Here is a 13,039-nt window from a genome sequence, read left to right on the forward strand (position 1 = left end):
TGTTATAACGCTTTTTTCGCCATCGTGAGTAATTGATCTAGTAATTCAATAGCCTGATCAATTTCTGGTTTACTAATGTGTAATGATGGAGCGAACGTAATCACGTTTTTATAATAACCACCTACATCAAGAACCAAGCCCATTTTTTGGCCTTTCCAATCTAAATTACCCTCTAGACCAAGGTCAAACATTTTATCAAGTAATGGTTTATTTGGCGTGTAGCCATCTTCCGTACAAATTTCAGCACGTAGTGCAAGGCCTAGACCATCCACTTCACCAATCTCTTTATGACGTTTTTCAAGTTCACGTAAACCGTCAAGGAAGTAAGCACCTTTTTCCATGACCATGGTTTCATAATCCATTTCTTGAGTCATTTTCATTACTTCAAGACCTAATGCCGTACCGATTGGGTTTGATGCAAATGTTGAATGTGTTGAGCCTACTGGGAATATTGTTGGATTAATTAATTCTTCACGCGCCCACATACCACCTAATGGGTTTAATCCATTCGTTAATGCTTTTGCAAATACAAGCACGTCTGGTTTGACATCAAAATGTTCAATTGACCATAATTTACCGGTACGATAAAAGCCCATTTGGATTTCATCAACAACCATCAAAATACCGTATTGATCTAAGACTTTTTTCAAGCCTTTGAAGAAGTTACGTGGGGGAACAACATAACCACCGGTTCCTTGTAAAGGTTCAACATAAAACGCAGCATATTCAGATTGACCCGCTTTCGGATCCCATACCCCGTTGTATTCTGTTTCAAATAGACGCGCGAATTGGTTAACACAGTGATCGCCATACTCTTCAGGTGTCATCCCTTTTGGTCGACGGAATGGGTAAGGGAAAGGAATAAACATGGCTCTTTCACCAAAGTGTCCATAACGACGACGATAACGATAACTCGACGTAATTGATGAAGCACCAAGGGTACGTCCATGATACCCGCCTTCAAAAGCGAACATTAAACTTTTACCATTACTGGCATTACGCACTAATTTTAGTGAGTCTTCGATACATTGTGAACCACCCACATTAAAATGCACACGACCTGGTAAATTAAACTTACGTTCCATATCTTGTGCGATGGTTTTAGCGAGTTCAATTTTAGTTGGGTGCAAATATTGGCTTGCACATTGTGGTAAGGTGTCAATTTGATTTTTTAGGACATCATCTAAACGTTTATTAGCATACCCAAAGTTACACGCTGAATACCACATTTGTAAGTCAAGATAAGATTTCCCTTCTCGGTCATACATATAACTACCATCACAGCCAACAAAAATTTTAGCGGGTGTTGCGTAATGTACGGTATCGCCATAAGAACAATATTTTGCTTCATCAGCTAACATTTGTTCATCACTAGGCAGTTGACTAACAAGTTCTGCGGTTGGTTTACTCATAATATTTTTACTCCAAAATGAAATGAATTTGAGTTCACGGCAAATCTTAAAGATCAATCTGCCGTTACAATAGAGAATTAATGTATAGTTTGTGTAACATAATTTTGTAACATCGCGTTTATCTCATGCCGATATTGATGACATACTGCTAGTCACTGTCATGGACAATCCGATTTTCTTTTTCATGAATCTGCTTTTCGGCTAATGCCAGAAAAACGATCCCCGCAGTAATGAATATGGCCCCTAAAAAGCGCATGACCGTAATCTGTTCATTAAACAACCATACCGATACAAACATCACCGTGACAACTTCCATATGAGATGCGGCAAAAGCTGGGCCAATAGGTGCTTTTTTTAATAGGATCATCCAAGTGAAAAACGTTAAAATATAACCTAAAATAGCAATATAGACCCAAACCTGCCCGAATATGCGAGCGAGCCATTCGACATTAGCTTCCAATGGCTCAGCCGCAATTGCAGTCATCTTAAAACTGCAATGACCTATTGTGTCGAATAACAATAACAGGGCAAAACCAATTAAATAAAACTTACGCATTAACTTGCCCCCACAAAAATAACACCGGTTGTGATAAAGACCATCCCTATCACACGAAACGATGTCAGCTTTTCATTAAATAAAAATCGCCCCACCAGCATGACGGTAATGATATTAATCGAGACCATCAACACACCTTGGAAAAGCGGTACTAAAGTCAAAAAAGCAAGCCACAACAAAAATTCTGCTACATAAGCCGAAATACCGATCCAAACCCAATAATTACTGAATAAAGCACGCCAATATTGCAGGCCTTCATTATCTTTTTTATTGGATGCCGCATACTTAAAGGAAATCTGCCCTAACGTATCAAACGAGATATTGGCAATCCATAATGCTATCGCTAATAATGTCATGATATGTCCTCATCACTTTGAAGATTATTTATTGCGTCAATCGGTTTGTTTAATACTTGATTAAAAAAGATGACGGTTTCGTTAATCACACGACGACGTTCACGGTCAATCGTAATCAAATGATAGCTTTCATCAAGTTTGACTAACTTACTGGTACCTTGAATTTTTTGCTGTACCAACATTGCATTAGTTTTAATATCAGCAATATCATCATGACTGGAATGCATAATCAGGCACGGCGCTTTAATCTGCGGTAATTGTTGTTTAACGCACTTCACCAGATATTGCATTTCAGCTAATGCAGCTAACGGGTTTCCCGCTAGTCCGGCGGACGCACTATCACCGCTTAACATACTTTCTGACACCTGTTGGCGAATACGTTCATCTTTTAAACCATAAGGTGGCTGTTCAATAAACGACGTCTTTTGGAATAAATTCAATTTTTTGAGCCATTTTAGTAAGAAAAAGAAATGTTTTGCCCAAAATGGAATACTCCAGCCATCATAATGAAACGTCACGCCATATACCCCAACCGCTTTAATTTGTTCAGGTCTATCTGCGGCCAATTTTAATGATAACAATGCGCCCATTGATAAGCCGGCAACAAAGACATTATCCACTTTTTCTGATAAAAAATCGGCTGCTTGTTCAACGCTTTGATACCAATCTTGCCACGTCGTCTGTCTAAGATCATTTTCATCACCACAGTGCCCAGCAAGTTGCATACCATACACGGTGAAACCCGCTTTATTCAGACCTTTGCCGATGATACGCATTTCGGTTGGAGTACCCGTTAAGCCATGAATCAGTAATACGCCATCGCGATTACCAGGGAGAAAAAACGTTGAATCTTGAATCATAGTGAAATCACACTCTTGTATTGTGTTCCGCAAATATTGGGTTGTTTAGTAAAGCTATGATCAAACACACTTAATAACGTCGGCATCAGTTCAATCACATGAGAAAAATCAGCGATTTGGCTGTGATTAATTTTATGTTGTTGGCAAAAGTGAATCAGTTTGTCTTTGGCAAACACATAATCAACTTTATTCGACACACAAAAATCAGAGGTACCATCACCGACATAAAATATGGGTGAAAAAGTTTGCCGTTGTTTTTTAACATGAGCACATTTACAGTTACCACTTGCTTTTTCACAATCAGGAGCACTATAAGGAAATTGTAACTTCCAACCACGTTGATTATCATGTTTCAATTCATTCGCATAAACGGGTAATGGTGCCAGGCCATTGTTAGCTAAAATAGACTGAATAGCATAATCTAAACCATCGCTAACAATATGAACATCGATATGATTTTTTTGCGCAAACTGCACAAAAGCTTTAAAAAATGGGTCAATTTTAATTTTAGCTAAAACACTATTGAGTTCGTCAAATGACGCATCAAGTAACGCGATTTGCTTACTCATACACTCTTGTGAACCAATTTGACCACTGCACCATAACGCTTCAAGCTCATCACAGCCATCTTGTCCAAAATGATTAAGTAATGTGTCTGTCACATCAACCAATGAGATTGTGCCATCGAAATCACATAGCACAATAGGGCGGCAATGCGGGTTGCCACGCATGTTTTCTTGCGACAAAAAAACCGGATCGGATATTGAAAAAAAATTACTCATACTATATTTATTCCTTCAAATAAATTACAATACCCATGCAAAAATGGATGAATAAGATTCTACCGTAGATTGAAAATAAGCGATTCAAATAGTTTGTATAGATTTTGTAACAAGCCAGTAACATGGTGCTTACTGAGATGACGTTATCTCTATCCATATAACATAAAACTCGAAGTAGTCAGATGAATGATAAAATACTCATTATTGAAGATGATGAACGTTTAGCCAAATTAATCCTCACCTATTTAACGCGTTATCATTATCATGTCACGTGGCATGATCATGGCGATACTGCTGAAGACGTGATTAATCACACCTCACCCGATTTAATTATTTTAGATGTCATGTTACCTGGTAAATCTGGATTTGATATTTGCCGAGACATTCGAGCAAACTATCCCGGACGCATCTTAATTATGACCGCAAATGACGACAGTATTGATGAAATACTGGGGTTAGAAATTGGCGCTGATGATTATTTAGCAAAACCCGTTGAACCAAGATTATTATTAGCCAGAATTCGTGCTTTATTACGTCGTAAAGAAAATGCTCATGAGCATTATGAAAATAGTGATCACATTGATAAGCCGAATGAATCAGCGCAAGTTTTTGGTCAACTGTTAATTAATTTGACCAATCGAACCGCTACACTTAGTAAACAAGTTCTTGATTTAACCACATCAGAATTTGATTTATTATGTTTATTTGCTGATTCACACGGTAAAATATTATCGCGTGATAACATTTTTAACCAGATGCGAGGCATTGATTTTGATGGAATGGATCGCTCAATTGATGCGCGAGTGTCCAGACTACGTAAAAAATTGTTAGATGATCCGGATAACCCGCATTTTATCAAAACAGTACGTGGTAAGGGCTATCTGTTTTGCCCTGAGGGAGCGCAGAGTGAGTAATGTTAATCCATTAAAACCCAGTAATCGTATTTTCACCAAACGTTTATTTATCTATTTTATTATTTCGTTAATTTTACAATCTGTCGTGGCATATGGCGCACTCATTATTTTTGCATCACTGCCTTACTCTTTAACCGGTTTATCTGATGATAATGTTATTGAGCGCAGAGCACATCAAGGAACGATCTACTTAATTCGACAGGAAATCAATAATAATCCTCAATTGACCACAGAACAAGTATTAACCAATTTACAACCTCATTTTGGTTTTCGGCTACAAATCCAATCGCGTGATTTATCACTCCCTTTAATCACTCAACACGATATTAACAAATATGGTATTGGTTATGATGAAGATAATGAGATGATCTATGCAACACTCAATGCTGAGCAATATTTAGCATTAGGGCCATTGATTGGCGATGATATATTTGCTAGCAATATTTTACCCTTTGTAAGCTTTCTTTTATTGTTTGCTGGATTTAGTGCCATCATGTTTAGTGTGTTGCTGTACTTTACATTTTCTTACTTATGGCGTGATGCTAAAAACATGAGTATCACAGTGGATGAACTGGGCAAAGGAAATTTACAAGTTAGAGCGAAACCCGCACAAAGTTGGTTGTTTAAACAGCTTGCTGGTGTCATTAATACCATGTGTAATCAGATTGAAAAACTGATTTCGAGTAACCGAATTATCTTACATGCTATGGCGCATGAACTCCGTACGCCACTGGCCCGTATGAATTTTGAAGTCGAAATGCTAGCAAATGAACCTGACGAGTTAGAAAAGCAACGTTTAATCAATGAAATTACCAATGACATCAAAGAATTAGAAGTATTAATTAATAGTAGTTTAAATTATTTCAAAATACAGCAAACACAGTTACTTAAAAATATTACGCCGGTACCATTAACCGCATGGACAATGAGTATCATCGATAACTTAACATTGCTCAAACCTCATAATTTCGATTTAGAATACGAAATAGAAGATAAAACCGTTTCACTTGATAAGCAATTGGTCGAAACGATCATTAAAAATCTGCTACTTAATGCCTTTAAATATTCAAGTAACAAAGCTATTCTGCGGTTATCTCAACAAGATGACCTGCTGTTTATTATTGTTGATGACAACGGGCCAGGCGTCCCCCTTAAAGATCGCGAAACAATCTTTTTACCATTTTCACGTATTGATTCAAGTCGCACTAAATCAACGGGAGGTTATGGACTAGGGCTTGCTTACGTCAAATTAATTGCCGAATATTGTCAAGGCAATGCATTTGTCATTACTAGCCCACTAGGTGGTGCTCGGTTTGTGATAACACTTAACTTTTCTTAAAAGATATTAAAGATTGGTTAAATTTAAAGACGGCTATGTACAAGTGAATTTCAATACGATAATGTACGTGACCATTAAACCGACTTTTAAATGAATCATTATGCAATTACATCTTGTTGTAAATACCTTTGGTGCAGATCTGGCTAAACGCTATGGTGAAAAAATCTATAAATTAACCCTGCATGGTGGTTTTAGTTGCCCAAACCGAGACGGTGAGTTAGCAAAAGGTGGCTGTACATTTTGTAATGTTGCATCCATTATTGATGAATCCATTCAAGTTAAATCAATTCCTGAGCAACTGATTTTACAAGCGGCACAGATGAAAAAATCAAAACGCTATCTTGCCTATTTTCAAGCCTATACCAGTACTTATGCTGAAGTCGAAATTTTACAAAAAATGTACGAAGAAGCATTACAAAATGCTGATATCGTAGGCTTATGTGTGGGTACTCGGCCGGATTGTGTGCCCGATGCAGCACTGAACTTATTAGCACAATATCAAGATAAAGGTTACGAAGTTTGGTTAGAGCTTGGCTTGCAAACTGCCAATAATAAAACACTACACGAAATCAATCGTGGTCACACTTATGATGATTATCATCAAACCACCCAAAAAGCCCGTCAATTAGGCATTAAGGTGTGCACCCACTTAATTGTGGGTTTACCTAAAGAGACGAAACGAGACTGTTTTACCACTCTCAATCAAGTCTTAGAAACTGGGGTGGATGGATTAAAACTGCACCCGCTGCATATTGTTGAAGGCAGTATTCTGGCGAAAGCATGGCGAGCAGGTAGGCAATCTGTTTTAACACTCGATGAATATGTGGATATCGCAGGTGACTTAATCCGCCATACACCAAAAGACATTTTATTTCACCGCATTTCAGCCAATGCCAGAAAACCAACATTACTTGCACCAGATTGGTGTGCAAATCACTGGGAATCAATGAATGCCGTTGATCATAATTTGCGGCAATTTGGTGTACAAGGTAGTGCGCTTGGCGATAGCTACCAATTTATTGATGCGTGACAGTCATTGACTTTACCGTAACGCAATAAATTGTTTTAGCTCATCTAAAGTTGACGTCCCTTCCATTGGCCCTTTTTGTGCGACCGCTAATGCGCCACTTGCATTAGCGTATTGTAGAGCCGTTTCAACTTCATAACCAGCAAGCATCAAACTCACAAATGTTGCACCAAAGCAGTCTCCCGCACCAGTAGGATCAATGGTATCAATGGCATAACTGTCGGCATGAATAGTGCGAAAGTTATCTTGTGCGTCTCTCCCATAATAATTGGCACCTTTACTACCACACTTAACAACAATATGTTTAACGCCTCTTTTTAACAGCAATGTCATGGTTTTCTTTTCACTGTCAGTGTTGTTACTCGCAAAATAGCTGACTTCGCTTTCGCTCGGCAAGAAAATATCTGTATAATCCATAATATAATCAAATGAGGCCTCCATTTCGGGAATATCAAACATTTCTTTACGTAAATTAGGATCAAAGGAAATCGTACCACCGTTACTTTTGACGATATATAATGCTTTACGCATCGCATCAATCACACGAAATGAATAGAGTGACGACCCCATGACATGTAAATGGTTACAATCTTTGAGTAACTCTTCATTTATGTGATCAAAAGAAAGTAAACCACACGCGCTATTTGGAATATTAAAAATAAAATCTCGTTCATTGGGTCCTTTATAAGTCACAAAGGCACTGCCGGTATTTGCTTTATTATGTAAGGATATCCCGTCAGTAATCACACCATCGTCTTTTAAACGTTTAATGCACATCTTACCAAACGCATCTTTGCCAACGCAGCTAAAAAAAACAACAGGGAAACCTAACTTTGCAACCTGTGAGGCAAAAATAGCCGGTGCTCCGCTGGGAAAAGGACCAATAAATTCACCCGTTTGATCAAAACGCTGATGTTGTTCTTTGGCTAAAAATTCAACAAGAAGTTCACCCATAGTACAAATTTTAAAATTCATATTATTCCTCCACGGTATTTTGATAAATCATACTGTGCTTAGTTGAATCTATTTGCTTAAAGTGACAATCTAATAACTGCTGATGATAATTCGTGACAGCTGGCCTTGATAAAATCGCAACATCAATGTCTTTCAACTTCCCAATATGATTTGCGTCTTCATATAAAGTCCGTTGAGGTAAAATAACCATAGTCTTATCAGCATTTTTTAATAATTGACGGTAATTTTTAAGTTGTTCAGCATCTTCAATTAATATCTCGTTATCGGCAGAAATACCGACAGCCTCAACAATAAACTGAGTAATCGGATACTGACTTAAAACGAATCCTAGCATTTTGCTATCATGCACAATATTGTTGTCAGATAACACACCACCAATAATGACAATTTCGGCTTGCGTAAATTCTTTAGCTAATTCGGCATTTGATAAGTCATTCATAATAAGTGTGATGGCTTTTTTATGATGTAAAAAAGGAATCAATTTACGCATTAAGTAACCATGACTTAAAAATAATGTATCACCATCATGAATATCATTCAGCGCCTGCTTAACCAGATCAATATCATTATTGTCATAGCTATTTTGGATTGGGTTTTGGGACAGAATCTTAGCATGATTCACCGTACTTTCAGGAGCAATATAAATTGCCCCACCAAAAGACCGTTTTAAATAGCCTTGTTGTTCGAGGTAAGTTAAATCCTGTCGAATCGTGACCCCTGAAACATTGAGTAGTTCAGATAATTCATCGACTTTAACTTCACCTTGTTTTCGAACTATTTCAGCGATATCGAGTCGCCGTTTTAGTAATGCTGAAGATGCCCTAGCCAACGTTCAATTTTCCTATTTTTAAAATAATTAAAACTGCAATATCGCTTGATAATAAATGCAACAATAGCATTGGTCAATCTAAGCTAGTGTCATTTTAACGTGACTTAAACGATTTACAGTATAGCTATTAAACTTTCAAAATGAAATTAAAAAAGATAATAAACTTTAAACATGAAAGTTAAAAGTCATTTTTGTGATAATAATCACATCATTTTCATTCAATATGTTTTATTTTGTAATAAATAAAACACAAAATAACTTTCATTTTGAAAGATTTTATTCATTAGGAGAATGACATGTTTATTATTTCTAGCAATAACATGCTAAAAAAAGCACAACAACAGCACTATGCAGTACCTGCCTTTAATATTCATAATCTTGAAACCATGCAGGTGATTGTTGAAACGGTTGCTGAATTACAATCCCCCGTCATCCTTGCCGGTACGCCCGGTACCTATAGCTATGCGGGTACTGAAAATATTGTTGCGATCGCATCTGCACTGGCTGAAAAATATAATGTCCCCCTTGCTTTACACTTGGATCATCATGAAGATTTTAATGATATCAATGACAAAATACACGCGGGTGTCCGTTCAGTTATGATTGATGGTTCACACGAAACATTTAATGAAAACATCGCGATTGTAAAACGTGTCGTCGATTATGCCCATCGTTATGATGTGAGTGTCGAAGCTGAGCTTGGTCGTCTTGGCGGTATTGAAGATGATCTTGTGGTGGACAGCAAAGATGCGTTATATACCAATCCAAAACAAGCTGCTGAGTTTGTTGAGAAAACAGGGATTGATTCATTAGCCATTGCCATCGGTACTGCACATGGACTTTATAAATCAGAACCTAAATTAGATTTCGAGCGTTTATCACAAATCCGTTCGGTGGTGGATATTCCATTAGTTTTACATGGTGCATCAGGTATTCCAGATAAAGACGTACGTGAATGTATCAAACGTGGAATTTGTAAAGTTAACGTTGCAACGGAACTGAAAATCGCCTTTTCTGATGCTTTAAAACACTATTTTATTGCTAATCCAGATGCGAATGATCCCCGTCACTATATGAAACCAGCCAAAGCAGCCATGAAAGATGTTGTCAAAAAAATCATTGATACTTGTGGCTGTGCTGGCAAACTTTAGTATGGAATAACTATGATATATACACTGACCCTTAACACAGCAATCGATATGAATATCCGCTGTCAGGGCTTAAACCCTAACACAGTCAACCGGACATTACATACCGAGTACAGCCCCAACGGCAAAGCCGTCAATGTGTCAATTGTGCTAAATAAATTTGGTAAACAGACCACCGCACTTGGCTTTTTTGGTGATTTTTCAGGCAAATATATCGTTGATGAACTGAATAAACGTCATATCGACACAATACCATGCTGGATTGATGATATCACTCGAATCAACGTCTTTATTAATGATGGCAAAGATGAATATAAGTTAGTGGGTAAAGGCCCTTTTGTGGCTAATGATAAAAAGCAGGAGATGTTATCACTGATTGATTCACTCAACGATAATAGCTATTTAGTCATTAGCGGCAGCTTACCGAATAATATTGATGCTGATTATTATGATCATATTTTAACATTATGCCAACGTAAAAAAATTGCCGTTATTTTAGATATTAGTCATCAAAAACTGAGTGAATTATTAGCGTATCAGCCATTATTAATCAAACCAAATAACGATGAAGTCAAAGAGATATTTGGTCTGGACACCAACAACCGTGAACAAATCATTCATGCGATCGAACAGATTCATAATCTAGGTGCTCAAAACATCTTGTTAACCATGGGGGATAAAGGACTGTATTTTTCAAACCAACGGCATATCTGGTTTTGTGATGCGATGCCAATACAACTCGTCAGTTCCGCTTGCGCTGGTGACGCCTCGTTAGCAGCCTTTTTGAGTGTATGGCTTCCAACACAACAAAACATAGACCTTGCGATGAAAAAAGCCTCTGCCACCGGCGCTAATGTTGCTGAATCGGATGGTTTAGGGTTACTCAATCACATTGATGAGTATATGCAGCAATTATCGATCACCCAAATAAAATGAGGGAATAATAATGAAAAAAATATTAGCCGTTACAGGTTGCCCAACAGGAATAGCTCATACCTATATGGCAGAGGAAGCATTGAAAGCAGCCGCGAAAAAAGCAGGTGTAGAAATTAAAGTTGAAACAAATGGTGCCGGTGGCATTGATAATGCAATTACGGATTCTGATCTTAAAGATGCTATCGGTGTCATCATTGCTGCAGACAAGGATATCAATGCTGAACGTTTTAATGGTATGGCGGTCATTGAAGTCCCTGTAAAAGATGGTATTCATAAAGCAGGCGCCTTAGTTGAGCAGCTTTTATCTGGTCATGCCTCAATCCGTAAAGGTCATGTGTCGACCACTAGCACCGATATTAATGTTAAAGAGTCAATTGGCAGACAAATTTATAAGCACCTCATGAGTGGTGTCTCGAATATGTTACCTTTTGTGGTTGCGGGAGGGGTTTTAATTGCCATTTCATTTTTATGGGGTATCTATTCAGCAGATCCAACGAGCCCTCAATATAATGAATTTGCAGCGTTGTTAATGAAAATTGGCGGACAAGCATTTGGCATTATGGTCCCAGTATTTACCGCCTTTATTGCATCATCAATCGCAGGCCGACCTGGTATGGTTGCAGGCTTTGTCGGTGGACTGGTTGCTAACATCACAGGTGCGGGTTTTCTAGGTGGGATTATCGCAGGCTTTGCTGCGGGTTATCTGATGTTGTATGTTAAAAAATGGCTTGATCATCTACCGCGACAATTTGAAGGGCTTAAATCGATTTTTATTATGCCATTGATTGGGGTGTTTATTATCGGAGCAGGCATGTTTTTACTCGGTGAACCAATTGCCTCCATTAATAATGGTATGAAAGACTGGTTACAATCGTTACAACAAGCTAATCCGATTTTATTAGGTATTGTGATCGGCTGTATGTGTTCATTTGACTTTGGTGGTCCTGTTAATAAAGCGGCTTATGTCACTGGCACCATGTTATTGGGCGAAGGGAATTTCTTCTTCATGGCTGGTGTTTCAGCCGCATGTATTGTACCACCGTTTGTTATTGCATTTTCAACAACGATTTTCCGAGGTAAAGCCTTTAGTGAAGATGAACGCGCTGCCGGACTTGTCAATTACGTTTTAGGTTCAACCCATATCACCGAAGGCGCCATCCCATTTGCAGCTAAAGATCCATTGCGGGTATTACCGATTATGATGCTATCTTCTGCCATTGCTGCGGTGTTGACATTCTTAAGTCATATTCAAGTGCCCGCTCCGCATGGCGGATTCCTCGTTTTACCCTTAGTGAATAAACCGTTTTTATGGGTCGGATGTATTTTTGTTGGGGCATTAGTAGGTGCAATCTTACTGGGATTAAGCCGTATGCATCAAAATCGTAAATTAATCACTAACGTATAATGGATAGAGGTTGCTAAAGCACTCTTGTTTGGCAACTCATGATAATAAAGGATAGTAAAATGAGTTTAATACAATTACATCATAATGACATCACGCTGCTTGATGGTGCTTACTCAAAACAGCAAGCCATCGAAACTGTCGCTCAAAAAATGATTGAAGCGGGTTTGGTCAAAGCCGATTATACGCAAGCGATGTTTGACCGAGATCAACAAATTTCAACGTTTTTAGGTAATGGTATTGCCATTCCTCATGGCACAACCGAAAAACGTGATAGCGTGTTACATACTGGTTTGAAAATACTCTTTTGTAAAGAAGGTATCGCTTGGGATGACGATGGTAATATTGCTTATGTCGTCGTTGGGATTGCAGCAAAAGCGAATGAACACTTAAATGTACTCAGGCAATTAACCCATGCCGTCATTGCTGAAGATACCTTAGCGCGTATTCAAAATGTGACAAGTGCCGATCAACTGTTGGCGATTTTGCAAGGTGAATAACTG

Annotated in this window: 14 protein-coding genes; 7 read left to right on the plus strand and 7 right to left on the minus strand. The window is 38.1% G+C overall.

Going from position 1 to position 13,039, the window contains the following annotated elements; all coding sequences use genetic code 11:
• Positions 1-2: 2 nt before the first annotated feature.
• The 5 genes from ABEA36_RS12340 to ABEA36_RS12360 all read right to left on the minus strand — a co-directional run bounded on the left by ABEA36_RS12340 (position 3) and on the right by ABEA36_RS12360 (position 3,966).
• Positions 3-1,412, minus strand: a complete 1,410-nt coding sequence (locus ABEA36_RS12340; RefSeq protein WP_345492634.1) for an aspartate aminotransferase family protein — start codon at positions 1,410-1,412, stop codon at positions 3-5.
• A gap of 148 nt (positions 1,413-1,560) precedes the next feature.
• Complete coding sequence (locus ABEA36_RS12345) at positions 1,561-1,968, minus strand: DMT family transporter (RefSeq protein ID WP_345492636.1); 408 nt, start codon at positions 1,966-1,968, stop codon at positions 1,561-1,563.
• Complete coding sequence (locus ABEA36_RS12350; protein ID WP_345492638.1) at positions 1,968-2,324, minus strand: DMT family transporter; 357 nt, start codon at positions 2,322-2,324, stop codon at positions 1,968-1,970. The genes ABEA36_RS12345 and ABEA36_RS12350 overlap by 1 nt, the downstream gene beginning before the upstream one ends.
• On the minus strand, positions 2,321-3,184 hold the full coding sequence (locus ABEA36_RS12355) for an alpha/beta hydrolase (RefSeq protein ID WP_345492640.1): 864 nt from the start codon (positions 3,182-3,184) through the stop codon (positions 2,321-2,323). The genes ABEA36_RS12350 and ABEA36_RS12355 overlap by 4 nt, the downstream gene beginning before the upstream one ends.
• On the minus strand, positions 3,181-3,966 hold the full coding sequence (locus tag ABEA36_RS12360) for an MtnX-like HAD-IB family phosphatase (protein ID WP_345492642.1): 786 nt from the start codon (positions 3,964-3,966) through the stop codon (positions 3,181-3,183). The genes ABEA36_RS12355 and ABEA36_RS12360 overlap by 4 nt, the downstream gene beginning before the upstream one ends.
• A gap of 182 nt (positions 3,967-4,148) precedes the next feature.
• Here ABEA36_RS12360 and ABEA36_RS12365 point away from each other — a divergent pair, with 182 nt between their 5' ends.
• The 3 genes from ABEA36_RS12365 to mnmL all read left to right on the plus strand — a co-directional run bounded on the left by ABEA36_RS12365 (position 4,149) and on the right by mnmL (position 7,249).
• Positions 4,149-4,880, plus strand: a complete 732-nt coding sequence (locus tag ABEA36_RS12365; protein ID WP_345492644.1) for a response regulator — start codon at positions 4,149-4,151, stop codon at positions 4,878-4,880.
• Complete coding sequence (locus ABEA36_RS12370) at positions 4,873-6,219, plus strand: ATP-binding protein (protein WP_345492646.1); 1,347 nt, start codon at positions 4,873-4,875, stop codon at positions 6,217-6,219. Before ABEA36_RS12365 ends, ABEA36_RS12370 begins: the two co-directional genes overlap by 8 nt.
• Before the next feature lie 100 nt (positions 6,220-6,319).
• Positions 6,320-7,249, plus strand: coding sequence for a tRNA modification radical SAM protein MnmL/YtqA (mnmL, locus tag ABEA36_RS12375; RefSeq protein ID WP_345492648.1), 930 nt, complete (start codon positions 6,320-6,322; stop codon positions 7,247-7,249).
• A gap of 12 nt (positions 7,250-7,261) precedes the next feature.
• Here the strand turns inward: mnmL and ABEA36_RS12380 are convergent, their stop codons facing one another.
• Together ABEA36_RS12380 and ABEA36_RS12385 are read right to left on the minus strand one after the other, a co-directional pair.
• A complete protein-coding gene (locus ABEA36_RS12380; protein ID WP_345492650.1) occupies positions 7,262-8,221 on the minus strand; it encodes a sugar kinase in 960 nt (319 codons plus the stop codon).
• 1 nt (position 8,222) lies between these two features.
• The gene (locus ABEA36_RS12385) at positions 8,223-9,050 is read right to left on the minus strand and encodes a DeoR/GlpR family DNA-binding transcription regulator (protein WP_345492652.1); all 828 of its coding nucleotides are present in this window, start codon (positions 9,048-9,050) and stop codon (positions 8,223-8,225) included.
• A gap of 296 nt (positions 9,051-9,346) precedes the next feature.
• Between ABEA36_RS12385 and ABEA36_RS12390 the strand changes: the two genes are divergently transcribed.
• From ABEA36_RS12390 to ABEA36_RS12405, 4 genes are read left to right on the plus strand one after another with little or no spacing between them, the layout of a single operon-like run.
• A complete protein-coding gene (locus ABEA36_RS12390) occupies positions 9,347-10,201 on the plus strand; it encodes a tagatose bisphosphate family class II aldolase (protein WP_345492654.1) in 855 nt (284 codons plus the stop codon).
• A gap of 12 nt (positions 10,202-10,213) precedes the next feature.
• The gene (locus ABEA36_RS12395) at positions 10,214-11,134 is read left to right on the plus strand and encodes a 1-phosphofructokinase family hexose kinase (protein WP_345492657.1); all 921 of its coding nucleotides are present in this window, start codon (positions 10,214-10,216) and stop codon (positions 11,132-11,134) included.
• A gap of 10 nt (positions 11,135-11,144) precedes the next feature.
• Positions 11,145-12,539 carry a PTS fructose transporter subunit IIC gene (locus ABEA36_RS12400; RefSeq protein WP_345492659.1) on the plus strand — a complete coding sequence of 465 codons (1,395 nt, stop codon included), beginning with the start codon at positions 11,145-11,147 and terminating at the stop codon, positions 12,537-12,539.
• 59 nt (positions 12,540-12,598) lie between these two features.
• A complete protein-coding gene (locus ABEA36_RS12405; protein ID WP_345492660.1) occupies positions 12,599-13,036 on the plus strand; it encodes a PTS mannitol transporter subunit IIA in 438 nt (145 codons plus the stop codon).
• Positions 13,037-13,039 lie beyond the last annotated feature (3 nt).

Origin of the sequence: Orbus sasakiae (assembly GCF_039542345.1) — a bacterium.
Lineage (GTDB): Bacteria > Pseudomonadota > Gammaproteobacteria > Enterobacterales > Orbaceae > Orbus > Orbus sasakiae.

Excerpts from the sequence above, each read along its gene's own strand:
- ABEA36_RS12340 (WP_345492634.1), bottom strand. The coding sequence starts at position 1,412 with ATGAGTAAACCAACCGCAGAACTTGTTAGTCAACTGCCTAGTGATGAA.
- ABEA36_RS12345 (WP_345492636.1), bottom strand. The coding sequence starts at position 1,968 with ATGCGTAAGTTTTATTTAATTGGTTTTGCCCTGTTATTGTTATTCGAC.
- ABEA36_RS12350 (WP_345492638.1), bottom strand. The coding sequence starts at position 2,324 with ATGACATTATTAGCGATAGCATTATGGATTGCCAATATCTCGTTTGAT.
- ABEA36_RS12355 (WP_345492640.1), bottom strand. The coding sequence starts at position 3,184 with ATGATTCAAGATTCAACGTTTTTTCTCCCTGGTAATCGCGATGGCGTA.
- ABEA36_RS12360 (WP_345492642.1), bottom strand. The coding sequence starts at position 3,966 with ATGAGTAATTTTTTTTCAATATCCGATCCGGTTTTTTTGTCGCAAGAA.
- ABEA36_RS12365 (WP_345492644.1), top strand. The coding sequence starts at position 4,149 with ATGAATGATAAAATACTCATTATTGAAGATGATGAACGTTTAGCCAAA.
- mnmL (WP_345492648.1), top strand. The coding sequence starts at position 6,320 with ATGCAATTACATCTTGTTGTAAATACCTTTGGTGCAGATCTGGCTAAA.
- ABEA36_RS12380 (WP_345492650.1), bottom strand. The coding sequence starts at position 8,221 with ATGAATTTTAAAATTTGTACTATGGGTGAACTTCTTGTTGAATTTTTA.
- ABEA36_RS12390 (WP_345492654.1), top strand. The coding sequence starts at position 9,347 with ATGTTTATTATTTCTAGCAATAACATGCTAAAAAAAGCACAACAACAG.
- ABEA36_RS12395 (WP_345492657.1), top strand. The coding sequence starts at position 10,214 with ATGATATATACACTGACCCTTAACACAGCAATCGATATGAATATCCGC.
- ABEA36_RS12400 (WP_345492659.1), top strand. The coding sequence starts at position 11,145 with ATGAAAAAAATATTAGCCGTTACAGGTTGCCCAACAGGAATAGCTCAT.
- ABEA36_RS12405 (WP_345492660.1), top strand. The coding sequence starts at position 12,599 with ATGAGTTTAATACAATTACATCATAATGACATCACGCTGCTTGATGGT.